26 protein-coding genes and 1 pseudogene are annotated in these 25,110 nt (G+C 67.0%); 13 read left to right on the forward strand and 14 right to left on the reverse strand.

Annotated features, from left to right (window positions below; genetic code table 11):
* The first annotated feature begins 50 nt into the window (after positions 1-50).
* A complete protein-coding gene (trxC, locus tag CIW53_RS05820; protein ID WP_149363744.1) occupies positions 51-491 on the forward strand; it encodes a thioredoxin TrxC in 441 nt (146 codons plus the stop codon).
* A 7-nt stretch (positions 492-498) separates the two neighbouring features.
* Here the strand turns inward: trxC and CIW53_RS05825 are convergent, their stop codons facing one another.
* Positions 499-1,422, reverse strand: coding sequence for a LysR substrate-binding domain-containing protein (locus CIW53_RS05825; protein ID WP_149363745.1), 924 nt, complete (start codon positions 1,420-1,422; stop codon positions 499-501).
* A 91-nt stretch (positions 1,423-1,513) separates the two neighbouring features.
* On the opposite strand from CIW53_RS05825, the gene CIW53_RS05830 reads away from it, so the two are divergent.
* The 3 genes from CIW53_RS05830 (at position 1,514) to CIW53_RS05840 (ending at position 4,373) form a co-directional block, all read left to right on the forward strand.
* Complete coding sequence (locus tag CIW53_RS05830; RefSeq protein ID WP_149363746.1) at positions 1,514-2,116, forward strand: LysE family translocator; 603 nt, start codon at positions 1,514-1,516, stop codon at positions 2,114-2,116.
* Positions 2,117-2,137: 21 nt separating this feature from the next.
* Positions 2,138-2,770: an NADPH-dependent FMN reductase gene (locus CIW53_RS05835; RefSeq protein ID WP_149363747.1), complete on the forward strand. Its 633-nt coding sequence runs from the start codon at positions 2,138-2,140 to the stop codon at positions 2,768-2,770.
* A gap of 97 nt (positions 2,771-2,867) precedes the next feature.
* Positions 2,868-4,373 (forward strand): peptidase S10, encoded by a 1,506-nt coding sequence (locus tag CIW53_RS05840; RefSeq protein ID WP_149363748.1) that lies wholly within the window; start codon positions 2,868-2,870, stop codon positions 4,371-4,373.
* Between the two features lie 106 nt (positions 4,374-4,479).
* On the opposite strand, the gene egtD is transcribed toward CIW53_RS05840, so the two are convergent.
* The 5 genes from egtD to CIW53_RS05865 form a co-directional block, all read right to left on the reverse strand.
* Positions 4,480-5,469 (reverse strand): L-histidine N(alpha)-methyltransferase, encoded by a 990-nt coding sequence (gene egtD / locus CIW53_RS05845; RefSeq protein WP_149363749.1) that lies wholly within the window; start codon positions 5,467-5,469, stop codon positions 4,480-4,482.
* Complete coding sequence (egtB, locus tag CIW53_RS05850; protein WP_149363750.1) at positions 5,466-6,716, reverse strand: ergothioneine biosynthesis protein EgtB; 1,251 nt, start codon at positions 6,714-6,716, stop codon at positions 5,466-5,468. The genes egtD and egtB overlap by 4 nt, the downstream gene beginning before the upstream one ends.
* A 224-nt stretch (positions 6,717-6,940) precedes the next feature.
* The gene (locus tag CIW53_RS05855) at positions 6,941-7,384 is read right to left on the reverse strand and encodes a hypothetical protein (protein WP_149363751.1); all 444 of its coding nucleotides are present in this window, start codon (positions 7,382-7,384) and stop codon (positions 6,941-6,943) included.
* Between the two features lie 61 nt (positions 7,385-7,445).
* The gene (gene rlmKL / locus CIW53_RS05860) at positions 7,446-9,632 is read right to left on the reverse strand and encodes a bifunctional 23S rRNA (guanine(2069)-N(7))-methyltransferase RlmK/23S rRNA (guanine(2445)-N(2))-methyltransferase RlmL (protein WP_149363752.1); all 2,187 of its coding nucleotides are present in this window, start codon (positions 9,630-9,632) and stop codon (positions 7,446-7,448) included.
* Positions 9,629-10,156 (reverse strand): alpha/beta hydrolase, encoded by a 528-nt coding sequence (locus CIW53_RS05865; RefSeq protein ID WP_149363753.1) that lies wholly within the window; start codon positions 10,154-10,156, stop codon positions 9,629-9,631. The genes rlmKL and CIW53_RS05865 overlap by 4 nt, the downstream gene beginning before the upstream one ends.
* A gap of 91 nt (positions 10,157-10,247) precedes the next feature.
* Between CIW53_RS05865 and CIW53_RS05870 the strand changes: the two genes are divergently transcribed.
* From CIW53_RS05870 to CIW53_RS05895, 7 genes are all read left to right on the forward strand, one after another.
* Positions 10,248-10,802, forward strand: a complete 555-nt coding sequence (locus CIW53_RS05870) for an N-acetylmuramoyl-L-alanine amidase (protein ID WP_149364171.1) — start codon at positions 10,248-10,250, stop codon at positions 10,800-10,802.
* Between the two features lie 28 nt (positions 10,803-10,830).
* Positions 10,831-11,667 carry an AraC family transcriptional regulator gene (locus tag CIW53_RS05875; protein ID WP_149363754.1) on the forward strand — a complete coding sequence of 279 codons (837 nt, stop codon included), beginning with the start codon at positions 10,831-10,833 and terminating at the stop codon, positions 11,665-11,667.
* Between the two features lie 281 nt (positions 11,668-11,948).
* Positions 11,949-12,086 (forward strand): hypothetical protein, encoded by a 138-nt coding sequence (locus CIW53_RS17640; protein WP_172969596.1) that lies wholly within the window; start codon positions 11,949-11,951, stop codon positions 12,084-12,086.
* Positions 12,087-12,222: 136 nt separating this feature from the next.
* Complete coding sequence (locus CIW53_RS05880) at positions 12,223-13,266, forward strand: saccharopine dehydrogenase NADP-binding domain-containing protein (protein WP_149363755.1); 1,044 nt, start codon at positions 12,223-12,225, stop codon at positions 13,264-13,266.
* A gap of 56 nt (positions 13,267-13,322) precedes the next feature.
* The gene (locus tag CIW53_RS05885; protein ID WP_149363756.1) at positions 13,323-14,189 is read left to right on the forward strand and encodes an acyl-CoA thioesterase II; all 867 of its coding nucleotides are present in this window, start codon (positions 13,323-13,325) and stop codon (positions 14,187-14,189) included.
* Positions 14,190-14,211: 22 nt separating this feature from the next.
* The gene (locus CIW53_RS05890; protein WP_149363757.1) at positions 14,212-14,604 is read left to right on the forward strand and encodes a DUF2007 domain-containing protein; all 393 of its coding nucleotides are present in this window, start codon (positions 14,212-14,214) and stop codon (positions 14,602-14,604) included.
* Between the two features lie 45 nt (positions 14,605-14,649).
* Entirely contained in the window at positions 14,650-15,357 is a 708-nt protein-coding gene (locus tag CIW53_RS05895) for an arginyltransferase (RefSeq protein WP_149363758.1), read from the forward strand.
* A 27-nt stretch (positions 15,358-15,384) separates the two neighbouring features.
* On the opposite strand, the pseudogene CIW53_RS05900 reads toward CIW53_RS05895, so the two are convergent.
* The 4 genes and pseudogenes from CIW53_RS05900 to CIW53_RS05915 form a co-directional block, all read right to left on the reverse strand.
* Positions 15,385-16,903: pseudogene (locus CIW53_RS05900) on the reverse strand (FMN-binding glutamate synthase family protein).
* 147 nt (positions 16,904-17,050) lie between these two features.
* Complete coding sequence (purT, locus tag CIW53_RS05905) at positions 17,051-18,232, reverse strand: formate-dependent phosphoribosylglycinamide formyltransferase (protein WP_149363759.1); 1,182 nt, start codon at positions 18,230-18,232, stop codon at positions 17,051-17,053.
* An 81-nt stretch (positions 18,233-18,313) separates the two neighbouring features.
* On the reverse strand, positions 18,314-18,733 hold the full coding sequence (locus CIW53_RS05910) for a hypothetical protein (protein ID WP_172969597.1): 420 nt from the start codon (positions 18,731-18,733) through the stop codon (positions 18,314-18,316).
* A gap of 48 nt (positions 18,734-18,781) precedes the next feature.
* Entirely contained in the window at positions 18,782-19,159 is a 378-nt protein-coding gene (locus tag CIW53_RS05915) for a DUF423 domain-containing protein (protein WP_149363760.1), read from the reverse strand.
* A gap of 82 nt (positions 19,160-19,241) precedes the next feature.
* On the opposite strand from CIW53_RS05915, the gene CIW53_RS05920 reads away from it, so the two are divergent.
* Together CIW53_RS05920 and CIW53_RS05925 are read left to right on the forward strand one after the other, a co-directional pair.
* Entirely contained in the window at positions 19,242-19,859 is a 618-nt protein-coding gene (locus CIW53_RS05920; protein WP_149363761.1) for an SCO family protein, read from the forward strand.
* On the forward strand, positions 19,856-20,362 hold the full coding sequence (locus CIW53_RS05925) for a copper chaperone PCu(A)C (protein WP_149363762.1): 507 nt from the start codon (positions 19,856-19,858) through the stop codon (positions 20,360-20,362). Before CIW53_RS05920 ends, CIW53_RS05925 begins: the two co-directional genes overlap by 4 nt.
* A gap of 13 nt (positions 20,363-20,375) precedes the next feature.
* Here the strand turns inward: CIW53_RS05925 and CIW53_RS05930 are convergent, their stop codons facing one another.
* The 4 genes from CIW53_RS05930 to CIW53_RS05945 form a co-directional block, all read right to left on the reverse strand.
* On the reverse strand, positions 20,376-21,260 hold the full coding sequence (locus tag CIW53_RS05930) for a cytochrome c oxidase assembly protein (RefSeq protein ID WP_149363763.1): 885 nt from the start codon (positions 21,258-21,260) through the stop codon (positions 20,376-20,378).
* 118 nt (positions 21,261-21,378) lie between these two features.
* Complete coding sequence (locus tag CIW53_RS05935) at positions 21,379-23,295, reverse strand: Gldg family protein (RefSeq protein ID WP_149363764.1); 1,917 nt, start codon at positions 23,293-23,295, stop codon at positions 21,379-21,381.
* A 3-nt stretch (positions 23,296-23,298) separates the two neighbouring features.
* Complete coding sequence (locus CIW53_RS05940; RefSeq protein ID WP_149363765.1) at positions 23,299-24,033, reverse strand: ABC transporter permease subunit; 735 nt, start codon at positions 24,031-24,033, stop codon at positions 23,299-23,301.
* A complete protein-coding gene (locus CIW53_RS05945) occupies positions 24,030-24,983 on the reverse strand; it encodes an ABC transporter ATP-binding protein (protein ID WP_149363766.1) in 954 nt (317 codons plus the stop codon). The genes CIW53_RS05940 and CIW53_RS05945 overlap by 4 nt, the downstream gene beginning before the upstream one ends.
* Positions 24,984-25,110: the final 127 nt, after the last annotated feature.

Raw genomic sequence — 25,110 nt, forward strand, 5'->3', positions numbered from 1 at the left:
CCATGTTGTGGCCGATGGCGCCTGGCGCCATGATCCCGCCGGAGTCTGCCATGAGTTCACTGACCATCCCCTGCCCGCATTGCGGCGCACTCAACCGCGTACCGGCCGAGCGCGCCGGCGAGCATCCGAACTGCGGCCGCTGCGCGAAGGCCTTGTTCGACGGACATCCGCTGGCCTTGACCGAAGCGAACTTCGACGCGGTCGCCTGCCGTGGCGACCTGCCCGTGCTGGTGGATTTCTGGGCTCCGTGGTGCGGGCCGTGCGTCGGCTTCGCGCCGGTGTTCGCCCAGGCAGCGAGCAAGTTAGAGCCGCGTCTGCGCCTGGCCAAGCTCGATACCGAGGCGCAGCCGAAACTCGCGCAGCGCTTCGGCATCCGCAGCATTCCCACGCTGATCATGCTGAAGCAGGGTCGCGAGATCGCGCGCCAGTCGGGCGCACTGAATGCCGCGCAGCTGCAGCAGTTCGTCGAAGCGGCGCTGGCGCGCGCCTGATCCGAGCTCAGTCCGGGCGCGCCGCGGGCTTGTTGGCCTGGGCCAATCCCGCTGCCTGCCATTGCAGCCAGTCGATGACCGCAGCTACCGCCATGCGCGGCTTCGCCGGCGGCCGCACGATCCAGTACGACGGCCCCAGCGGCGCGCCGAGCTCGCCGAATGGACGCATCAAGCTGCCATTCGCCACGTCGTCCGCTGCCAACCGGTGGCGCGCCAGCGCGACGCCTTGCCCCTGCATCGCCGCACGCAGCACCAGGTCGGACGAGGTGTAACGCGCGCCACCCTGCAATGCGAGTTTCGCCGGCCCATGCTGCTGTCGCCACAGTTCCCACGCGGCCTGCGGGTCGCGATCGTGCAGCAGGCGCAGGCCGGCCAGTTGCGCGGGTTTCGACGGACGTCCGGACGCCCGCCACAGCGCCGGACTCATCACCGGATACAGCGCATCGTCCATCAGCGGTTCGACATGCAACTCCGGCCATGGCCCGCGGCCCATGCGGATCGCCAGATCGACGCGACCGTCGTCCAGCGCGTCCAGCCGCTGCTCCACCTGCACCGACAGCTCGATCTTCGGATGCGCCTTCTCCAGCGCGGGCAACCGCGGCAGCAGCCAGCGGATCGCGAATGAGGGCGTGGCGGACAGCGTCACTGCATGCGCGGGACGCGTCTCGCGCAACGCCGCCACGGCCTGCTCGATCTCGCGCAGGCCCGCCAGCGTGGCCCGACCCAGTGCATCGCCCTGCGGCGTGAACGTGAGAGCGCCGCGCCCGGCCGATGCGCGCAACAACGGCACGCCCAGCCAGCGATCCAGCTCGCCGAGGTGACGACTCACCGAAGAATGCGCCATGCCCAGTTCGCGCGCGGCCGCACGCACGCCGCCATGGGCATAGACCATGGCAAAAGCGCGGAGGGCGTTCAGCGGGAGCTCGTTCATGGTCGGAATTCTAGACCATAGATCCGACGGCATGGACCAGCAGACGGTCGGACCATGCAGCTCATTCGACCATTGCAGAAGAACCTTCGTCATGTATCGCCTGTTCGCCGTGTGCGGTTTGCTCTGCGTGGCCGCGATCACGCCTGGCCCGAACAATCTGGTCGTACTGCGCGCGTCCAGCCGGGGAGGCTTTCGCGCCGCTCTGCCGGCGATCGCCGGCATCGTGCTCGGAGGCCTGCTGCTGCTCGCCTTGGCGGCGCTTGGCACCGGCACGGTGTTCATGGAGCAACCCGGGTGGCGACGCGGCGTCGGTGCTGTGGGAGCGATCTACCTGGCCTGGCTCGGCATGGCGCTGTTTCGCGCGGGCCTCGCCGCACCGCATGTGGTGACCACGACTGCCGGCCCGCCCCTGCCCGCCGGCGTGGCGGGCCTCGTCGGCTTCCAGTTCCTCAACCCGAAGAGCTGGGTGATGGTGCTGACCGCACTGGCCACGCTGCCGGCCGACGATTTGCACAGCTGCGCGACATTGACCGCCATGTTCGTGTTGATTCCCACGCCGTGTCTGCTGCTGTGGAGCGTCCTTGGCGCTGCGCTGTCGCGATGGCTGGCCCGCCCTTCGATCCGTCGCGGCGTCGACGTGGTGATGGGCACGTTGCTGGTCGGCTGCGCCGGCCTGTTGCTGGTCGAAAACTGATTTCTTTCCGGAGCTGATCCAATGACCCACCTCGCCACCGCCACTCATCCCGCCCGCGTCCACCAGGTGTTGTGCCTCGCCGGCAGCCTGCGACGCGACTCATGGAACCGCCACCTGCTGCACGCGGCCGCCGCCCTGGCACCGGCGACCCTGCAGTTGCACGTTTACGAGAACCTGTCCGACGTGCCTCTGTTCGACGAGGATCTCGAACAGCGCGAAGCGGCGGGGCCCGCCGGCGTGCAGGCGCTGCGTGCGGCGGTCGCTGCGGCGGACGGCGTGATCATCGCCACGCCCGAGTACAACCACGCCATGCCCGGGGTGCTGAAGAACGCGCTCGACTGGCTCTCGCGCGAGCGTCCTGCCGGCGAAGTGCTGCAGGAAAAGCCGCTGGGCATACTCGGCGCCAGCGCCGGGTCGTGGGGTACGCGTCTGGCACAGGCCTCGCTGCGGCAGGTGCTGCACACCTGCGGCACGCTGGTGATGCCTGCCCCCAGCGTGTTCGTGGCAAACGCCGCCGCGCGCTTCGACGCCGATGGACGGCTGACCGACGCGGCCACCGCGCAATCGCTGCAGCGCTTCGTGCTGGCGTTCGGGCAATGGATCGAACGCCTGGCGCCGACGGCCGGCGCACTGGATCAGGCGATGGCGCAGTGAGCCCCGTCGCCCGGGGACCCATGTCTTTATGCACACTCCGGCCCTGGCCGTTGGAGGTTAGGCTTGCAAGCTTCCCCCACCCGACGAGGAGCGCTCCGTGCGCAAGCCCCTGCAAACCGCCTTGCTGGCCGCCTTGATAGTTGCCGGACTCAACACCACCGCGCTCGCCGCCGACGCCCACAAGCCGGCAGCGACCGAGAACGCCAGCAGCAGCAACGGCTTCCATCTGCCGCCGTTCCCGGCCGATGCCCATGTGACGCAATCCACCGTGGTCGACGGCAAGACACTCAAGTACACGGTCACGGTAGGCTCGCTGCCAGTGCGCGACGAGAAGGGCAACGTCACCGGCGAGGTGGTGTTCACCGCGTACACCATGCCCGGCAAGGACCGCCCGGTGACGTTCGCGTTCAACGGTGGCCCGGGCGCGTCGTCGGTGTATCTGAATCTCGGCGCGATCGGTCCGAAAAAGGTGAACTTCGGCGTCGAGGGCGACAACCCGTCCGACCCGGCCATCCTGCACGACAACCCCGGCACCTGGCTGGGCTTCACCGACCTGGTCTTCATCGACCCCATCGGCACCGGCTTCAGCCGTGCGCTGGTGGACGACAAGGAAGCGACCAAGCAGTTCTACAGCACCGACAACGACATCAAGTATCTCTCGCGCATCGTCTACGACTGGCTGATCAAGAACGGCCGCATGACATCGAAGAAATACCTGGTCGGCGAAAGTTACGGCGGCTTCCGCGGCCCGCGCATCACCGATTACCTGCAGACCCAGCTCGGCGTGGCGATGAACGGCATGGTGCTGCTGTCGCCGTATCTCGACCCGGCCGCCTCCGACGACGAGAACGTGTCCCCGCTGCCATGGATGCTCACCCTGCCCTCGATCGCCGCCTCGCACCTGGAGCGCGAGCACAAGCTCACGCCGCAGGCGATGGCGCCGATCATCGAATACACGCGCGGCGAGTACGCCAGCGACCTGATGCGCGGCCGTTCCGACCCGCAGGCGACCGATCGCGTGATCAAGAAAGTCACCGAGCTGACCGGGCTCGATCCGCTGTTCGTGAAGCGCTCCGGCGGTCGGCTGGAAACCCAGGCCTACCTGCGCGAGGTGTTCCGCGCCGAAGGCAAACTGGGCAGCCGCTACGATTCCAACGTCACCGCGTGGGACCCGTTCCCGTATGCGCCGCACCAGCGCACCGGCGATCCGATCCTCAACGGCATCATCGCGCCGACCACCAGCGCCATGGTCAACTTCGTCACCCAGACCGTCGGCTGGAAGATCGACGCGCGTTACAACGCGCTCAGCTACGAGGTGAACAAGCTGTGGCACGAGGACGACGACGCCAACAAGGGCTCGGTGTCGCAGCTGCGCGAATCGGTGGCGAACGATCCCGGCCTGCGCGTGCTGATCGCGCATGGCTGGAACGACCTGTCCTGCCCGTTCATGGCTTCGGTGCTGATCGTCGACCAGATGCCGGCGATGGGCGACCCGACCCGCGTGCAGGTCAAGGAATACCCCGGCGGCCACATGTTCTACGCACGCGAGGACAGCCAGGCGGCACTGACCAGCGATGTGCGGACGCTGTATGGAGTGAAGTGACAGGCCTGAAGTGACAGGCCTGAGGTGACGGCGCGAAGCAACGCAAGCTGAAAGCCACTCCACCGGGACGCGCATCACACGTCCCGGTGGAGAGTTCCATGGCGGCTCATCGCGTCAACGTGCTGGCCCGCACCAGATACTGCACGCTGAACATCTGCTGCGGATCAGTCCACACGCGCAACACCGCCAGGCCGGCCTTGGCGGCCAAGGCGGCGAAATCCTCCAGCGAATACTTGCAGCTGTATTCGACCTGGATCGCCTCGTCCGCACGGAAGGGCACGCTCGCGCGACCGATTTTCACCTGCTGATCGCGACGACTGACGATGTGCGTTTCGATGCGTCCGGCCATCGGGTTGTAGTGCGCCCGGTGACCAAAGGCCGACAGCTCGAAGTTGCTGCCGATCTCCCGGTTCAACCGGGCCAGCATGTTCAGGGTGAAATCTGCGGTGACCCCGGCGCGATCGTTGTAGGCCGCCTCGATCACGGCCTGGTCCTTTTTCAGGTCCACCCCGATCAGGATGCCGCCGCCGTCGCCCATCTCGTTGCGCATCTTGCGCAGCAACACCGCTGCTTCGCGATTCTCGAAATTGCCGATGGTCGAACCGGGAAAGTAGACCACCGTGCGTCGCGGCGCGCGTGGCGGAATCGGCAGACGCAACGGCTTGCTGAAATCCGCGCATAACGGCTGCAACGGCAACCTCGGAAATTCCATCGCCAACCGCTCGACACTTTGCCTGAGCGGTTCCGGCGATATCTCCACAGGAATATAGGCAACCGGCGCATGCAGGTGCTGCAGCAGCAGGCGGGTCTTGCGCGCGTTGCCGCTGCCGTATTCGACCAGCCGCACGTCGCTGCCGAGCGTGTCGGCGATGCTGGCCGCGTGCTCCTCCATCAACGCGGTTTCGCATCGCGTGAGGTAGTACTCCGGCTGTTCGCAGATCCGCTCGAACAGGGCCGAGCCGAGCTCGTCATAGAACAGCCACGACGGCAGCCGCTTGGGTTTGGCGCCGAGGCCGCGCTGGGCAACTTCCAGCAAATCGCTTACCGGCGGGCGACGATCGTCGTCGCTGATGCCAAAAGGTTGCACACTGCTCATCGGTCCTGTCCCAGTCGTAGCCCGGCGAATTGCCAGCGGGCCTGGGGTGGAAAGAAATTGCGGTAACTGGTACGCAGATGATCGCGCGGAGTGACACACGAACCGCCACGCAGCACCCATTGACCGCACATGAATTTGCCGTTGTATTCGCCCAGCGAACCGGGCAGCGGGCGAAAGCCCGGATAGTTGACGTAAGGCGAGGCGGTCCATTCCCACGCATCGCCGTACAGCTGCAGCAGCGCCGAGTCACCGGCCGCCGCGCGCGGGTGGAAGCGGCGCTCGTCCTGCAGGTTGCCTTCGACCCTGACGCCTTGTGCGGCAGCCTCCCATTCGAACTCGGTCGGCAACCGCGCGCCGGCCCAGCGCGCAAACGCCTCGGCCTCGTAATAGGAGAGATGGCACACCGGCTCGTTCGGGTCCAGCGCCCGTATACCGGCAAGGGTGAACTCGCTGGACAAGCCGTCCTGCCAGTAGATCGGACGTTGCCAACCTTCGCGCTGCACCGTGGCCCAGCCATCGGACAACCACAAACCGGGTTCGCGATAACCGCCTTCCCGCACGAACGCCAGGTATTCGGCATTGGTCACCAGCCGGTTGGCCAATGCGTGCGGCTGCAGCAACGCACGGTGCCGCGGGGTTTCGTTGTCGAATGCGAAGCCCTCGCCACGATGGCCGATCTCGACGATCCCCTCACGGCCAGCGACGAAGCGCAGCGGCGCCGCCGCCTTCGCGGCCGTTGAAATCGCCAGGAGCTCGCGATACGCCGGCCGCAGCGGGTTGCACCAGAACGCGTGCTTGATGTCAGTGAGCAAAAGCTCCTGGTGCTGTTGCTCGTGCTGCAGGCCCAGCTCGACCAGTGCGGCCAGCTCCGCATCGTCAGAGTGCTCGAGCAATTCACTCACTGCATCGTCCACGTATGCCCGATAGCCGTGCACCTCATCCAGCGACGGCCGCGACAGTAGCCCGCGTTGAGGCCGCGCATGCATCGGCCCGACCGACTCGTAGTAGGAGTTGAACAGGTAAAACCAGGCCGGATCGCGCGGCCGGTACGCCGGATCGCGACCGAGTACGAACTGTTCGAAGAACCAGCTGGTATGCGCCAGATGCCATTTGCCGGGGCTGGCATCGGGCATCGACTGCAACATCAGGTCTTCGGCGCTCAAACCGGCGCAGAGTGCCAACGTCTGCTGGCGCACCTGCCGGAATCGCGCCGCCATCGACGACTGCAACAGTGATCGATCGATCATTGCAGTTGCTCCGGTGCGACGATCCGGGGCAAGGCCACCGGCAGGGTAATGAAGAGGGAATCGGGCAAAATCATGCCCTTCAGCATGCCGTGCATATCGTTCAAATCCTGTGATAACGCGGTGGCATTTTGAAGGCAAGCGGATCGAGCTGGCGCATGATCCTCATCCGGAAACAAAAAAAGCCCGGCCTGAGCCGGGCTTTTTCCCGTCGCCACCAAGGGACGTCAGTGGTCGTCGTAACCGTCGTCGCGATCGTAACCATCGTCGCGGATGTAGCGTGTCTGGTACGGGTCGTCGTACACCACGGTACGGGTTTCGACCACGCGACGACGCACCACCGGCGGACCGTCTTCGTAGATCACCGTCCGCGGCGGCCCGTACACCACCGGTGGGTCGTAATACACCGGCGCCGGCTGCAGGGCATCGCTGACCAGGCCGATCACGGCGCCCGTGACGATCGCGCCGGCGATCCAGCGACCGCCACTCCAGTGTCCGCCGCCATGACGGTAGCCGCCATGATAGCCACCGTAAGAACCGTGATAGCCGCCGTAATGACCATGGCCGCCACCCCAGCCACGCGCCGATGCGCTCAGAGGCATCGCCACCGCCGCCGCGACCGCCAGGCCGATGACCGCCAGCTTGCCCGCCCCGCTGAATCGTTTGGTCATGATTTCTCTCCGATGTACGGCGCGATGCTCGGCTGATCACGCTTAATGTGCACTGAAGAGTTCACCTTTTGATGCGTGCCGTATCCCACGGGTTGATCCCCGGGTCAGCCTTGCGCCGGCGCAGCAGCCAGCAGCCGTGGATGTCGGCGCGGCGGGCGAAGTCGAACGGGATGCTGGGCGTGGTCCAGTCCTCGATCTCGAAGTGCTGTTCCAGCGCCTCGCGATCGAGCTTGAAGCGGCGGAAATTGTTCGAGAAAACGATCACGCCGTGGCGGGTCAGCCGCTCGTTGCAGGCCTCGAGCAGCTTCACGTGGTCGCGCTGCACGTCGAAGTCCTCGGCGCGCTTGGAGTTGGAGAACGTGGGCGGGTCGACGAAGATCAGGCCGTAATGGCCGCGGTCGCGCTGCAGGAATTCCAGCGCGTCGAACTGCATCAAGCGATGGCTGGCACCGCTGAAACCGTTCTGTGCCAGATTGCGCGAGGCCCATTCCAGGTAGGTGGCGGAAAGATCCACGCTGGTGGTTTCCAGCGCGCCGCCGGCCGCCGCGTGCACGCTGGCGGTGGCGGTGTAGGCGAACAGGTTGAGGAAGCAGCGCCCCTCGGCCAGCTCGCGCACTTTCGCGCGCACCAGCCGGTGGTCGAGGAACAGGCCGGTGTCCAGGTAATCGGTGAGGTTGACCAGGAACTTCAGGCCGCCCTCCTCCACCTCGATGAACTCGTTGCGCTGGTCGAGCTGGCCGTACTTGGAACCGCCCTTGCCGCGCTCGCGGGTCTTCAGCGCAATGCGTTCGCGCGGCACGCCAAGCACCTCGCCGGCGACGCGCGCGATCTCGCGCAGGCGCAGCCGGGCCACGTCGGGCGGCACGTCGGCCGGTGCGCGATATTCCTGGATGTGCAGGTGGTCGTCGCCGTTCGTGTCGCCGTAGACGTCGATCGCCGCGGCGTATTCGGGCAGGTCCTGGTCGTAGGCGCGCCAGCAGTGGATATCCTCGCGCAGCAGCCGCTTGCGCAGGTGCCTGACGTTCTTTTCCAGGCGGTTCTTCAGCATCTGCGCACCGGCCGACAGCGGCTTCGGCTCGCGCGGTTTCTCGTCGCGCTGCTTCAGGTCGAACGTCAGCAGCACGGTTTCCAGCGCGCCGTTGTACAGCACGTAGCGCTTGTCCGCGTGCAGCTGCATCGCCCGGCCCAGCTCCACGTCGCCGGCCAGCACCGCGGCACGCCAGCCGCTGAAGCGGTCGCGCAAGGCGTCGCCCAGCGCGCGGTACAGCTTCGGCATCTCGGCGCGATCGCCGAGCCGCTCGCCGTACGGCGGGTTGGTGATGACCAGGCCGTAGCCGACGCCCGGCGGCGGCGCGACATGGGTCACGTCCTGCCTGTCCAGGGTGAAGAAGCCGGCCACGCCCGCAGCCTGCGCGTTGCGTTTGGCCGTCTGCACCATGCGCGGGTCGGCGTCGCTGCCGAAGAACACGCTGCGCAGGGCGCGCAGGCCGGTCTCGGCGCGCTGCTTCGCCTCGTCCAGCAGGCCGCGCCACAGCGCGATGTCGTGCTGCTGCCAGCCGAGGAAACCGAAGTACTCGCGGCGCAGGCCGGGCGCCACGTCGGCCGCCATCAACGCGCCTTCGATCAGCAGCGTGCCCGAGCCGCACATCGGATCCATCAACGCACCGCCCGCCGCGTACACCTCCGGCCAGCGCGCGCGCAGCAGCATCACGGCAGCGAGGTTTTCCTTCAGCGGCGCCTCGCCCTGCTCCTCGCGCCAGCCGCGCCGGTGCAGCGGCGAGCCGGCCAGGTCCAGCGACAGCGTGGCGCGGTCGCGGCGCACGCGGACGTTGATGCGGATATCGGGTTCGTCGGTGTCGATGCCGGGGCGCGAACCGTCGCGCTGGCGGAACTGGTCGACCACCGCGTCCTTGGTGCGCAGGCCGATGAACTGGCTGTGGGTCAGCTTGCTCATCGCGGTGCCAGCGTCCACCGCGAAGGTGGCGTGCGCGGCCAGGTGCTGGCTCCAGTCGATCGCCTGCACGCCACGGTACAGCGCGTCGTCGTCGGCGGCATCGAACTCGGCCAGAGGCAGCAGGATGCGGCTGGCCAGGCGCGACCACAGGCAGGCCTTGTAGGCGGTTTCCAGCGTGCCGGAGAAATGCGCGCCGGCAAGCGCCTCGCGCACGTCGCTGGCGCCGAGCGCGACCAGTTCGTCGCGCAGCAGGTATTCCATGCCTTTCGGGCAGGTGGCGAAGTAATGGCTCATGCGGCGCTCGCCAGCTGGTCCAGCATCAGCCGGAACTGCGCGCCGATCGTCTCCATGCTGGAACCCAGCCGATGGTCGTCGTCCAGCACCAGCAGCGGCAAGCGGCGCCGGGCGGCGAACGCCTGCACGCCTGCCAGCGGGCAGACCTCGTCGCGCCAGCCGTGGATCAGCAGCGTGGGCACATCCGGGCGCAGGTCGAATTTGCGCGCGTAGCCGGGGATCCCGCTCGGCGTGGCCAGCAGCAGCAAACCGCCCACCGGCACGTCCAGCGAGACCAGGCCGGAGACGAATGCACCCATGCTGGAACCGACCAGCAGCGGCGGCGCATCCAGCGCCTCGATGGCGGCGCGCAGGCGGGCGATCCGCGGCGCCACCGATCCGGCGTGGCCGCACGCGTCGTCGGCGCGGTAATCCGGCCGCTGCGTGCGCCAATCCAGCGATTCGGCCAGTGCGGCCAGCGCGCTGACCTTGGTCGCATCGGGACTGGAATCCGAACCGTGCGAAAGAATGATCTGGCCGCGCATGGCGGTCTCCATGAAAAGTGCCGAAAGCAAGGCTGGCATGGTAACAGGCAGCGTTTCCGCCGCAGCTCCGGCACATGCGAAACTGACCCGCATGAACCTGAGCATCCACGACCAGCCGCTGCCCTATGTCGACCTCCTGCCCGAGCGTCCCGCCGAGACGGTCGAGCTGGTGGTGATCCACTGCACCGAACTGCCGGACCTGGCCATGGCACGCGAGTACGGCGAGAAAGTGCTGCACGCCAGCGGCGCCGGCAACAGCGGCCATTACTACGTCGACCGCGACGGCGCGGTGTACCGCTACGTGCCCGGCACCCGCGTGGCGAACCACGTGCGCGGCCACAACCCGAACTCGATCGGCATCGAGCTGGTCAACCGGGGACGCTATCCGCACTGGTGGGATTCGCGCCACCAGCAGATGGATGAGCCGTACACCGATGCGCAGATCACCGCACTGGGTGCCCTGCTGGTGCAGTTGCGCGCGGCATTCCCGAACCTTCGCCAGATCGCCGGCCATGAGGACCTGGACACCGCGCTGATGCCGGCTAGCGACGATTCCGCGCTGCAGATCCGCCGCAAGCTCGATCCCGGCCCGCGCTTCCCCTGGGCCGCCATCGTCCCGGCCTGCGGCCTGCAGCGACTGCGCTAGACTGCATCGCCCCTTTCGAGTTGCACCCATGCCGGAGTTCGACGTCCAGCCGCTGCTGCAATCGACCACCGTCGCGGTGCACGACGTATGCTGCCGCGGCGAGTGCCGCCACCGCAGTGCCGAGGAATGCGCAACTTCGACTCAATTGGTGTTCCCGTATCGCGGGTTGTATTTGCGCCACGTCGGCAACACGCAATCGGTGGCCGACGCCAACCACGTGCTGTTCTTCAACGCCGGCGAGGGCTATCAGGTCAGCCACCCGGCGACCGGCGGCGATGCCTGCCTGTCGCTGTCGGTATCGCAGCCGCTGCTGCGCGAACTGGCGCCGGCGGCAATGCTGCAGCGGCGCGACCAGCCGGTGTTCCACCATCAGGCATTGCGCATCGACGAGCGCGCGCAGGTGCTGGTGGCCCTGCTGCGCCACAGCCTGCGCAACGGCGGCATCGAGTCGCTGGAGGCCGAGAGCCTGGCACTGACCCTGGTGTGCCGCAGCCTCGGCCCGCGCACCACCCATGCACCCGGCGCGTCGCGCGCGCGCCAGCGGCTAGTGGACCGGGCCAAGCTGCTGCTCGCCAGTGACCTCACCCGGCGCTGGGCGCTGGCAGACATCGCGGCGGAAGTCGGCGGCTCGCCGGTCTACCTCACCCAGGCCTTCCAGCAGGTCGAAGGCATGCCGTTGTACCGCTACCACCTGCGCCTGCGCCTGGCGCGCGCGCTGGACCTGGTGGCCGACTGCGAGGACGTCGCCGCGCTGGCGCAGGACCTGGGCTTCTCCAGCCACAGCCATTTCAGCGCCGCATTCCGCCAGGCCTACGGCCACACGCCCACGGCATTCCGCCAGGCCGCACTGGCACAGAAGCTGTAAAGAAAACCACATCCTGTGGCTTTCTTCTATCGCGAGTCCGGTACATGCCCTGACTCGCTCACGCGAATCAGGCACTGGCGTGCCCGATCCGCGGCCGGCCATCGGGCAACTGCTCCTGCGTTGCCTCAACTCGGGCATCCATGCCCTCGCCATGGCCGGCCTGAGAGGTTGGAGTCTCAACCTCTCAGGTCATCGTGAATCGCTAAAGATCCTGACAGCCGCCGTCGCCGGTTGGTGGTCTCCTGCGCCTGCCCGATCGCGGGCCCTACCGGAGACACGCCATGAACGAGAACACCTGCGCCGCCTGCGACTATCCGCTCGACGGCAACGCCATCAAGGTCACCATCGGCGGCCGCACCGTCGAGGTCTGTTGCGAGGAGTGCGCACAGAAGCTGCGCGAGGCGGAAGCGAAAGCTTGAGCGGGGCAACTTCATTATTCGCCACGCGACTGGCGGCGCCGGGCATGACCCGGCGCCGCTTTCTCACCCCGGCCACGGGCAGCTTCGCCGGCCGTGGCCGGTGGTTGCACGCCGGCACCATGCAAGGAGAACAGGCATGACGACACATCCTTCCCGCCGCATCGCGGTATACGGCGCCTACGGCCATACCGGCCGCTTCGTATTGGCCGAACTGCGCCGCCGCGGTTTCGTGCCGGTGGCCTGCGGCCGCGACGCGGCCAGGCTGCATGAACTGGCCGCGGAAACCGGCGTCGAGGTCCGCGTGGCCGCCACCGATGATGCCGCCGCGCTGGATGCCGCCTTCGCAGGCACCGCCGCCGTCCTGCATTGCGCCGGGCCCTTTCTCGACACCGCCGCACCGGTGCTGGATGCGGCGCTGCGCGCACGCATCGACTATCTCGACGTGGCGGCGGAACAGCGTGCCGTGACCGACACCCTGGCGCGCGATGGCGAGGCGAAAGCCGCAGGCGTGACGGTGCTGCCGGCAATGGCCTTCTATGGCGGCCTTGCCGATCTGCTGGCCAGCGCCGCGCTCGACGGCGCCACCGACGCGGACGCGGTGGACATCGCCGTCGCGCTCGACGGCTGGCATCCCACGCGTGGCACCCGCCTCACCGGCGACCGCAACCACTACCCGCGCACATACATCGAACACGGCCGCACCTGCACCGTGCCCGACCCCGCGCCGGTGCGCGAAACCGATTTCCCGGCGCCCTTCGGGACGCAGGAGACCGTACTGTTGCCGTTGTCCGAGACGGTCGTGCTGTCGCACCACGTCGCCTGCCGCAACCTGCACTCGTGGATGAACCTGGCGCCGCTGCGCGACCTGCGCGATCCGGCCACGCCAACGCCGACCGCCGCCGACGACAGCGGCCGTTCCGCGCAGCGCTTCGTCGTCGATGTGCGCGTGCGCCGCGGCGACCGCGTTGATCGCGCCGTCGCCAGCGGACGCGACATCTACGCCGTCACCGCACCATTGCTGGTCGAAGCGCTGCAACGCATCCTCGATGGCCGCGTCCATGGCAACGGTTCGCTCACCGCAGGCCAGGCGTTCGACGCGCGCGACTTCCTGGACGCGCTCGCGGACGCGGCGTTCACGGTCACGTTCGAAGCCAACGCAAAACCGGCGAAAGCGGGCTGAGTACGGACCCGCGCTCATGCCGCCGCTATACTGGCGAACCCTCGCAAGGACACGCCATGAGCGAAGACCACGTCACCGAACTGGTCGAGTTGCTGCAACTCGAACGACTGGAGGACAACCTGTTCCGCGGCCAGAGCCGCGACATCGGCACCCGCTTCGTGTTCGGCGGACAGGTGCTGGGACAGGCGTTGGCGGCAGCGCAACAGACGGTCGACCCGGAGCGCGAGGCGCACTCGCTGCACGCCTATTTCCTGCGGGCCGGCGATATCGAGGCGCCGATCGTGTACAGCGTGGAGCGCGCCCGCGATGGCGGCACGTTCTCGTCGCGACGGGTGCTGGCGATCCAGCACGGCCAGCCGATCCTGAACGGTTCGATCTCGTTCCAGGTGCCGGAAGCCGGCGTCGAACACCAGACATCGATGCCCGAAGTGCCCGCACCGGAAGACATCGAGCCATTGCACCCGCTGCCGCCGGATGAGCTGGCGCGGCTGCCGGTGAAACTGCAGCGCTGGCTCGGCATCGACGGCCCGTTCGAGTTCCGCCAGGTGTGGCCGCGCGACGAACGCCACCCGGCCAAGCGGCCCCCGATCCAGCACATCTGGTTCAAGCTGACCTCGCCGATCAGCGATGCGGCGATCCTGCATCGCGCGCTGCTGGCGTACGCATCGGACTTCCACCTGATCGGCACCGCCATGCTGCCGCACGGGATTTCCTACCTCACCCACAACGTGCAGGTGGCCAGCCTCGATCATGCGCTGTGGTTCCACCGCGCGTTCCGCGTCGACGAATGGCTGCTGTACTCGTTCGACAGCCCTACCGCACAGGGTGGCCGCGGCCTCGCGCGCGGACAGATCTTCAGCCGCGATGGCAGGCTGGTGGCGTCCACCGCGCAGGAAGGCCTGATCCGCATCCGCGGCGACTGAGCCGATCGCGTAAACTTCGCCCATGCGCCAGATCTATACCTCCCCCCGCCAGGAAAACGTCGACCGCGTGGTCGCCCTGATGGCCGAACACGGCATCGAGGCCAGCGTGGCCAATCGTTCCAACTACAACCGTTCGACGTGGCAGCGTTTCAGCTACTCGCAGCGGCAGGACGACCGCGGCAGTTGGGCACAGGTGTGGGTCACCCATGCCGACGACTACACCCGGGCGCGGACGCTGTTGCGCGAAATAGGGATCGAGCCGGTGATCCGCCATGGCGAGGAACTGGCTGCCGCGCGCAACCCCACGCCGGCCATGCGGCGGCAACACACGGTCGATCGCGTGCGGCGCGTCGTGCTGCTGCTGGTGCTGGCCGCCTTCGCGATGGTGGCGCTGCGTTATCTCCACGTGATCTGACAGCCGATGGTGCAGGGCCCCGCCGCTCGGGCATAGAATCAGCGGATGAGCCGCTCCGACCAAGTCCGCCTGTTCCAGACGCTGCCCCACGCGTGCGGCTATTATGCCGATCGCGTCGCGCAGAACCTGGTGCTGGATCCGGCCGCACCGCAGCTCGATCAACTGTACGGCCCGGCGCTGGAACGCGGCTTCCGCCGCGCTGGCGGCCATCTGTATTTTCCGCATTGCCCGCAATGCCATGCCTGCACGCCGTGCCGCATCGACGTGGCGAACTTCCAGCCGAACCGCGCACAGCGGCGTTGCCTGAGGCGAAACGTCGACCTTGTCGTCAGCGAATCGATCCCCGGCTACAACCGCGAGCGCCATGCACTGTACGAACGCTACCTGCAGAGCCGGCATGCCGGCGGCGGCATGGACGATGCGGAAGCCAGCGACTTCCGGCGTTTCCTCACTGCGCCGTGGAGCCCGACCGTGTTCCTCGAACTGCGCCTGGCCGAGCGCCTGCTTGCGGTGGCAGTGACCGATGTGTGCCTGAACGGCATGTCGGCCGTCTATACGTTCTTCGACCCTGCCGAGACTACCCGCAGCCTCGGCACCTGCGCGATCCTGCAACAGATCCAGCTGGCACGTCGCCGCGGCATCCCGTGGCTGTATCTGGGTTTCTGGATCGACGGCCATCCGAAGATGGATTACAAGCGCCGCTTCAAGCCGCTGCAGGTACGCACTGCCGAGGGTTGGGCGGTGATGACCTAGAACGAGGCTTCTGCCTCGCGCATGTGGTCATTCGACGGCAGCCTGCACCGTTGCCTGCGGATACGGAAACAATTTCTCCAGCGGAATCGACAGCCCGTCGTCGCCGACCACGCGGCAATGTCCGCGGTTGAGCTGACGCGATTCGCTGACACCGCAGCTGCGCGATGATGCCGACTTCCTTCATCACGTTCTTCGCGTAGTGGAATACCCGCTCGCTCTTGTCGGTCACCACCAGGCCGCGCTGCAGTTTCGGGTTCTGCGTGGTGATGCCGGTGGGACAGGTATTGCGGTTGCACTGCAATGACTGGATGCAGCCCAGCGCCAGCATGAAGCCGCGCGCGGAGTTGACGAAGTCCGCGCCGATCGACAGCGCCCATGCCACGTCGTAGGCGGTGATGCACTTGCCCGAGCAGACCACCTTGATGCGCTCGCGCAGACCCTTGACGATCAGCATGTCGAGCAGTGCCGGCAGCGCCTCGTGCAGCGGCAGGCCGACGCCTTCCATCAGGGTTTGCGGCGCCGCGCCGGTGCCGCCCTCGGAGCCGTCGACGATGATGAAATCCGGCGCGCTGGCGATGCCGCGCTTGTGCACTTCATCACAGAGCTCGCCGATCCACTCCACCCCGCCGAGCACCGCCTTGAAGCCGACCGGCTTGCCGGTGAGCTCGCGGATGTGCCCGATGCTGTCCATCAGCTGCGACACGTTGCCGATGTCCAGGTGCCGGTTCGGGCTCTGCGAATCCTCGCCGACCGGAATGCCGCGGATCGCGGCAATCTCGGCGGTGACCTTGGCACCGGGCAGAAGGCCGCCCATGCCGGGCTTGGCGCCCTGGCCCAGCTTGATGCTGACCATCTTCACCTGCTTGTGCGCGCAGATTGCCAACAGCTTGGCGTCGTCGAGTTTGCCCTCGGGCGTGCGCACGCCGTACTTGGCGGTGCCGATCTCGAAGATGATGTCGCAGCCGCCTTCGAGGTGATACGGCGCCAACCCGCCCTCGCCGGTATCCATCCAGATGCCTGCCTTGGCCGCGCCGCGCGACAGCGCGCGCACCGCCGGAGCCGACAGCGCGCCGAAACTCATCGCGGAAATATTGAAGAATGCGGCGTGGCTGTACGGCTCGCGCGCATACGGCCCGATCGTCACCGGCACCGGCGCGAGGTGATCCGTGCCGAGGTCGGGAAAGGCTGCATTGACGAAGAACGGCACGCCCTCGGCGCGCAGGTCGCGACTGGAGCCGAACGCGCTGGTGTTGTCGACGTCCTTGGCGGCGCGATACACCCAGGTGCGCTGCGCGCGGTTGAACGGCATTTCCTCGCGATCGCTGGAATACAGGTACTGGCGGAAGAATTCGCCCAGATGCAGGAACCAGTAGCGGAAATGGCCGATGATCGGGAAGTTGCGCAGCACCGCGTTGCCGGTCTGGTTGCGGTCGACTACCCAGGTCGCCAGCACCACCACCACGAACAGTACCAGCAACAACACGAACAGCACCGCAAATGTTTCCACCAGCACGACCAGCCAGTGCGCAAAACCCGTCGATTCCATCGTGTTTCCCCTCGTCAAAACGCTTTCATGTGTGGATCGGTGTACGGCTCGGCCCGTAAAGCCTATCGCAAAGCCCTGTGGGAGCGGCTTCAGCCGCGATGCTTTTGTCGGACAAGCATCGCGGCTGAAGCCGCTCCCACAGGAGCCTCACAACTCGATGCGCAATTTCCCCGCCGCGCGCACCGCCTTGCCCACGGCCGCTTCCAGCGAATCGGCGCGGGCCAGCGTCACGGCCATGCGCCGGCGTCCCTTCACTTCCGGCTTGCCGAAAATGCGCAGCTGGGTATCGGGCTCGGCCAGCGCGTCGGCCACGCCGTGATAGCGTGGCCCGGCACCGTCGCCCTCCACCAGCACGGCGCACGACGCCGACGGCCCGTACTGATGAATCACCGGAATCGGCAGGCCGAGGATCGCCCGTGCATGCAGCGCGAACTCGGAGAACTCCTGCGAGATCAAGGTGACCAGGCCGGTGTCGTGCGGCCGCGGACTGACCTCGGAGAAGATCACCGCGTCGCCCTTCACGAAAAATTCCACGCCGAACACGCCCCAGCCGCCCAGCGCGCCGGTGACCGCCGCGGCCTGCCGCTGTGCCTCGGCCAGTGCGGCATCGCTCATCGGTTGCGGCTGCCACGATTCGCGGTAGTCGCCGTCCTCCTGGCGATGACCGATCGGCGCGCAGAAGCTCACGCCGTCGGTGTGCCGCACGGTGAGCATGGTGATCTCGTAGTCGAAATCGACGAAGCCCTCGACGATCACCCGGCCCCTGCCGGCGCGTCCGCCGGATTGCGCGTAGTCCCATGCATGCTGCAGCTCGTCGGCGCTGCGCACCACGCTCTGGCCCTTGCCGGATGAGCTCATCACCGGCTTGATCACGAACGGATAGCCGATCGCGGCGGCCGCTTCGCGATACTGCGTTTCGTCGTCGCAGAAGCGATAAGGCGAGGTCGGCAGCTGCAGTTCCTCGGCGGCCAGCTTGCGGATGCCTTCGCGGTCCATCGTCAGCCACGCCGCGCGAGCCGTGGGAATCACCCGCTGCCCTTCCTTCTCCAGCTCGATCAGGGTCGCCGTGTGGATCGCCTCGATCTCCGGCACCACCAGGTCGGGCTTTTCCCGCTCGATGACCGCGCGCAGCGCCTTGCCATCGAGCATGTCGACGACGTGACTGCGATGGGCGACCTGCATCGCCGGCGCGTTCGCGTAGCGATCCACGGCGATCACCTCGACCGCGTAGCGCTGCAGCTCGATCGCCACCTCCTTGCCCAGCTCGCCCGCACCGAGCAGCAGGACGCGCAATGCATGAGGGGAATCAGGGGTGCCAAAAGGCTTCATCTGGGGATTCCGGCAAAACCCCATTGTAAACGCGTCGGGCGAGGTCACCAGATCGGCGGCGACGGCCGGCTTTGCAAGCCGTCAATCGGCGGTCGCGGCCATCGCCTGCAGTTCGGGCAGTCGGAGCAAACGGGTCCTCGCATGCGACTGGCCGGTCACGTACAGCCACGGCCCGCGCAATGCGATCGACTTCACTCGCGGCATTCCGTCATCCGTGCCGAACCGGTCCAGCGGACGGCCATCGCGCGCGTCGTAGACAACCAGCTCCCGCGTCGATGGATCGACCACCAGCAACCAGTCATGACTGGCGTCCTGCCAGCGCACCAACTGGCTGGCTGGCACCACTCCTGTCGCGACATCGGTTGCCGGCGACCACGACCACCACAGGCCGAGCGACGACAGCACGAACAGAATGACGCCCGCGGTGCGCAGGCCACCAAAGAAACCACCAGGCGGCCACGCGACACGGAACCGATGACGAAGGGCGATCTGCACGTTCATGCCGGGACCATCGCAGTCCGGCATGACGTTCGATGACGCCCGCAAGACCTAAACGTTACGCGTGCGCAACGTCCACCCAAGCGCCAGCCAGCCCGCGACGAAAGCCAGTCCGCCGAACGGCGTGATCACGCCGCACCAGCGTGGTGCACCCAGCGCCAGCGCATACAGGCTGCCGCTGAACAACACGATGCCGAGCGCGAACGCCGCGATTGCGAAACGCCCGCTGCGGCCACGTCCGAACCCTGCAGCCAGAACCAATGCCAGCGCGTGCCAGACGTGGTAGTTCACCGCCGTTTGCCACAGCTCTCGACTCTGCGCATCCAGCACGCCGCGCAGGGCGTGTGCGCCGAATGCGCCCAGCAGCACGGCGCTGGCGCCGGCCAGACCGATCAGGAGACCCATGCGTGTGCTGACAGTTTGTCGCATCGTGCTCGAATCCCCTGGCCGACGAACCCGGGGGCGCGGTCGGTGTCGTATGCTTGAACGGATGAAGATTCCGGATTCTCGCATGAAGCCCCGTCACCGGCTGCGCGCCACCCTGCTGCTGTTGCTGCTCGTCACCGGTCTGCTGCTCGGCGGCTGCCAGCATGATGCGCCGCTGCCGTTCCGGCTGACCAATATCAGCGGCCACATGCCCGACCTCGATTTCCATCTCACCGACGACAACGGCAAGGCCGTCACCGGCGCCGATTACCGCGGCAAGGTGGTGCTGTTGTACTTCGGCTACACCCATTGCCCCGACGTCTGCCCCCTGACCCTGGCGCAGTTGCACGTGGTGATGCAGCGGCTGGGTCCGCTGGCCGATGGCGCGCGGATCCTGTTCGTCAGCGTCGATCCGGCGCGCGACACGCCTGCGGTGATGCACGCCTACGTCAAGGCGTTCGACCCACGCGCCGTGGGCCTGGTCGGCGACGCGCGCAAGGTCGAGGCGTTGAGCAAGCGTTACCGATCAGCGTTCACCCGCGAACCCAGCTCGGCTGATGGCGCCTACGAGGTCAGCCACAGTTCGGCGATCTACGTGTTCGATCGCGACGGCAAGGCACGGCTGCTGGCCACGCCTTCCGCTTCGCGGGACGATCTCGTGCACGACCTGCACCTGTTGCTTGCCACCGGAGCCAGCCAATGAAGCCGTCCGCTCTTTCGTTTCTGCTCGGCAGCCTGCTGCTGGCCGGCGGCGTCCACGCCACCGCCGCCGAACATGTGCATGCCAGTCACGCATGGATCCGCGTGTTGCCCGGCACACTGCCGGCCGGCGCGTACGTCACGCTGGAAAACGATGGCGATCAACCGGTCGCGTTGAGCGGCGCCAGCAGCACGGTATATGCCGACGTGATGCTGCATCACAGCTCGACCGCGGGCGGCATGAGCCGCATGACGATGGTCGATGCGCTGACCGTGCCGGCGCATGGCAAGGCGGTGCTGGCGCCGGCCGGCTATCACCTGATGCTGATGCAGGCCAGCGCACCGGTAAAACCGGGCGACACGGTAAAGCTGACGCTCACTTTCACCGACGGCAGCACCCTGCCCACCGATTTCATCGCTCGTCCGGCCAACGCCATGGATGCCGGCGAGAACCACGCCATGCCACCCATGGAACATGGCGCCATGCCGCACGACAGCGGTCACTGACCCGGCGCGAAGTTCAATCCGGCACTCCCGTGTCGACCACCGTGGATGTGCGCCGCGTGCCGGACTTGCGCGGCGGCCGGCGCGGCAGGCGGCCGTTGCGCGATAGTCGCAGCCACTGGCGCAGCGCCATCAGCCCACCGATCGATTCCAGCAGCGCCGACGGCACCCAGATGATCACGCCGCCGATCAACTGCCCGGTGAGCACGTTGAAGGTGAACGCGCGGCCGCAGATCTCGAAGATCGGGTACAGGTCGGTCTTGGAGAACGTGATGATCGCACCAGCCAATATCTGCGGCGTCATGGTGATCGCCGGCGACAGCACGCGCAGCCCGGCGGTCATCCGCCCCGGCGGATGCGGCCGGTGGTCGAGCACCAGCGACCAGTACGCGAAACCGCTGACCAACATGCTCCAGTTCATGAAGCGGTAGATGCGCCAGTCCAGCATGGCGAGCGTCTGCATGGACGGGATCAGCCAGATCAGGATGAAGGCAATGAACAACAACGTCGCCACGGTCGGATTCAGCAGCACGCCGCTGACGATCCGCCACGGCCAGGAACGGCGCAGCGGTTGCAGCAGACGTACCCGCCAGGCCAACGGCAGGCCGGCGCGCAGCACCGTGCCGGGGAACGCGGTGACGATCAGCAGCGGCGCCAGGTGATGCAGCAGCAGTTGCTGGATCCTGTGCATGAAGAACTCATGCTCGGCGTAGTAATCCAGGTAGGTGTGCAGCGACAGGTAGATGATCGCCATGCCGGTCCAGAATGCCAGCTTGCGGCTGAAGCTCACCGGCAGCCGGCGGCTGCCGCGCAGATACAGCACGCAGGTCAGCACGAAGCTCGCGAGGAATACCCACGAAAACTCCCACGGCACGATCCATTTCAACAACGTTGCGATCACGATGACGCTACCAGCCGCTCGATCCACGCCGGCAGGCGCCGGCGACTGCCCAGCATAATGCCGCGCACGCCCTGAGTCTGCCGCCGCCGCGGCGCGAGGTTGCGACAGATTGCCGCCGTCACCGCCGCGCGCGGCTGTGGCGCGTGCGGCGCCAGCCGTACAGCAGGCCGATCAGCACCAGCAGCGCCGGCACCAGCACGATGTTGATGACCTTCACGCGCAGGCCGAGCGCGTCGATCTCGGCGTTGAGCTGGTGTTGCACTTCGCGCAGTTCCTTGTTGATCGCCAGCTGACGCTGGCGGAACTGCTCGATCTCGCGGCGCTGTTCGGCGGTGACGGTGCCTCCGCGGCTGCCCTTGGCAGGCTGCAGTTCGTCCAGCCGGCGCCGGGTATCGGCCAGCTCCTGCTCCAGCTCCTGCTCCTTCTGCAGGAATTTCTGGTCGGCCACGTTGCGCAGTGCCTGCACGCGCGTGAACGGCCGTTGCGAGGTGGAGCGACCGCGGATCGACAGCAAGGCGGACGAGCCGCTGAGGTTGTCGACCAGGTTGGTGACGAAGTCGCCGTTGTTGGCAAACACCTGCATCATCGTCTGGCCCAGCAGGTTCTGCGGCTCGACCCAGAGCCGGTCGCTGAGCAGGTCGGTATCGGCGACCAGGATCACTTCGGCATTCGGCGCCGAACGGGCGCGATATCCCGGCTGATTGGCGCGCTCGGGAAAGGCGCTGTCGAACGTGCCGCGCAGGCGCGCCGCCAGTACGTAGTTGCTGTTGTCCGGTTGGTAACCCTGCAGCAACGTGGTCGGATCGTTGCTCGCATCGAGCACGCGCTGGGTCGGCACCACCTCCGCTTCGCGGCTGCTCTGCAGCAGCGGGATCAGGCGCGTGCGCGCATCCTGCGCCAGGTCGAAATAGCCGACGGTGGACACGTTGATCCGCTGCAGGCTGGCGGTGACGGCATCGTTGCGGTTGAGCTCCTGCGCGCCGAGGTCGAGCATCGCCGGGTGATTGAGGCTGCTGCCGCCCAGTTCGATCTGCAGCGCGCGGGCACGGTCCAGCACGATTTTGCGCGGGTCGTAGAGCACGCCCCACGCGGCGAACAAGCGCGGCAGGTCCGAGCTGTGATCGGGGAAAGTCGTGCTGTCGGCGCCGTAGGGCGTGCCGTCCAGCTCCGCGTCGGGATCGACGAAAACCACCAGATGTCCGCCACGCAGAACGTACTGGTCGATCGCGTATTGCGCGTCGACCGGCAGCTGCCGGGGCTGGATCAGCAGCAGTACCTTTATGCTGTCGTCGACATGCTGCAGGCTGGCCGCGTCGAGCATCTTCACGTCGAACAGCTGGCCGATCTGCTGCATCACCGTCCATGGCTGTTGTCCGAGCACCGGATTGCCATCGACCGGCAGCGAACTGATCACCCCGATCGGCGGCTTGCTGGTCTGGTTCAGTTCGTACAGCAGCTTGGCGATGTCGTACTCGAGGAATGCCTCGCGCGACGGATCGAAGAACGGGATCGCCAGGCTTCTCTCCGGCACGCGCTCTTCCGCCCCCTCCGCTTCGAGGCCGCCTGACATGGCACTGCCGGCGAGGCCGAAAAACACCCGTTCGCCGTTGCTGCCGCCGTTCGCCGCGGTCAGCCCGCTGCCTTCGGCACTGGCCTCGTCGTCGGAGTACGGCACCGGGTCGACGATCTGCAGGCGGATCGTGCCGTGCGAGCGCGCCACCATCTCCTGCAGCATTTCGCGTACGCGCTGCTCGTAGCTGCGCAACTGCGGCAGGTCGCGGGTGGCATGATCGGAGAAATAGAGGGTCAGTCGCAGCGGTCGTTGCAGCGTATCGACGATGTGCACGGTCCCTGGCGTCAGGGTGTACAGCTGATCGGTGGTCAGATCGATCCGCGAAGCATGCAGCCAGCGGCTGCTGGCCACGATGAGGGGCACGAAGACCAGCACCAGCAACACCAGCCCGCCATAAAGCAGGGTGCGCCGGCTGAAGCGCAGCGGTTCGCTCATGCGGGAGGGAAGGCGCAGGCGGCGCATGCGTCAGCGCGTCCGTTTCAGGTCGAGCAGCAGCACGCCGGCGACCAGCCAGCCGACCATGCTGAGCAGGAAGTACACCAGGTCGCGCATGTCCAGCACGCCGCGCGCGATCGCCTCGAAATGCCGCAGCATGGACAGGTGCGCCACCGCATTGATCAATTTTCGTGGCACGGTACCGGAGAAGAAGTCGAGCACCTGCGGCTGCCCGACCAGGATCAGCAGCACGCACACCAGCGCGGTCAGGATGAAGGCTACCACCTGGCTGCGGGTCAACGCCGACAGGCAGGCGCCGATCGCGATGAAGGTGCCGGCCATCAGCCAGCTGCCGAGATAGCCGGCCAGGATCACGCCGTTGTCCGGCGACCCCAGGTAATTGACGGTGATCCAGATCGGAAACGTCAGCACCAGCGCGAGCCCGATGAACAGCCACGCGGCGAAGAACTTGCCGAGCATCGCCTGCCACAGCGTCAGCGGCAGCGTCAGCAGCAGCTCCAGCGTGCCGCCCTTGGCCTCCTCCGCCCACATGCGCATGGTGATCGCCGGCACCAGGATCAGGTACAGCCACGGGTGCATCACGAAGAACGGTTGCAGGTCGGCCTGCCCGCGCTCGTAGAAATCGCCGGCGTAGAAAGTGAGGATGCCGGCCAGAACCAGGAAGATCACCAGGAAAACATACGCCACCGGAGTCACGAAGTAGCTGCGCAATTCGCGCCGCAACACGGCGCTGACCGGGCTCATGCGGCGCCCCCGATGAAGCCGTCCGCACCGTCGCCGGACGTGGTGATCTGGCGGAACACCTCGTCCAATCGGCCACGCTCGAGCTGGATCTCCGAAACTTCCAGGCCCTGCTCGCGCAGCAACCTCTCGACCGGATCGAGGATGCGTTCGCCGGGCTTGGGGAACACGGTGATGCGGCCATCCAGCGGATCGATCTCGATCGAAGCCACCTGCGGCAACCGCCCCAGCATCTCCTGCGACATGCCGCTGCCGGGCGCGCTGAACGACACCGCGCCGTGATAGCGCGAGCGCGCCTCCAGCTCGGCCGGCGTGGCGTCGGCCAACAGCTTGCCGCGCGCGATGATCACCACCCGGTTGCACAGCGCGTGCACCTCTTCCAGCAGATGGGTGGAGATGAGGATCGTGCGCTCGCGCGCCATCACGTCGATCAGCTGGCGCACCGCGTGCTTCTGATTCGGATCGAGGCCGTCGGTGGGCTCGTCCAGCATCAGCACCGGCGGATCGTGCAGGATCGCCTGGGCCAGGCCGACGCGCCGGCGCAAGCCCTTCGACAGCGTGTCGATGCACAGTCCCAGCACTTCCTCCAGTTGCAATTGCTGCGCCACCGCCTCGAAGCGCCGATAGCCGGCTTCGGCCTTGAGGCCACGCATGCGCACGATGAACTGCAGGAATTCGCGCACCGTCATCTCGCCATAGCTCGGCGCGCCTTCGGGCAGGTAGCCGAGCGCGCGCTTCGCCTTCAGCGGTTCCCGGCTGACGTCGTGGCCGCACACTCGCGCGGTGCCGGAAGTGGGCACCAGGAACCCCGCGATCATGCGCATCGCGGTGGACTTGCCGGCGCCATTGGGACCCAGCAGGCCGAGCACCTGGCCGGGCTCGACGCGGATGCTGAGCGCATCCACTGCCGTCAGGTTGCCATAGCATCGGGTGAGCTGGTCGGTTTCGATCATGTCCGGAAAAGGTTGGAGCGGGGTGCGCGGTCGGTGGCCGAAGGGCGGTTCGTCGCGTCGGTGACTCCTCGCAATGTACCGCAAGATCCTCGAACGGTTCGTCCTGTCGATGCTCCCGGCAAGGCGA

This window comes from Rhodanobacter sp. T12-5, from assembly GCF_008329435.1.
GTDB lineage: Bacteria > Pseudomonadota > Gammaproteobacteria > Xanthomonadales > Rhodanobacteraceae > Rhodanobacter.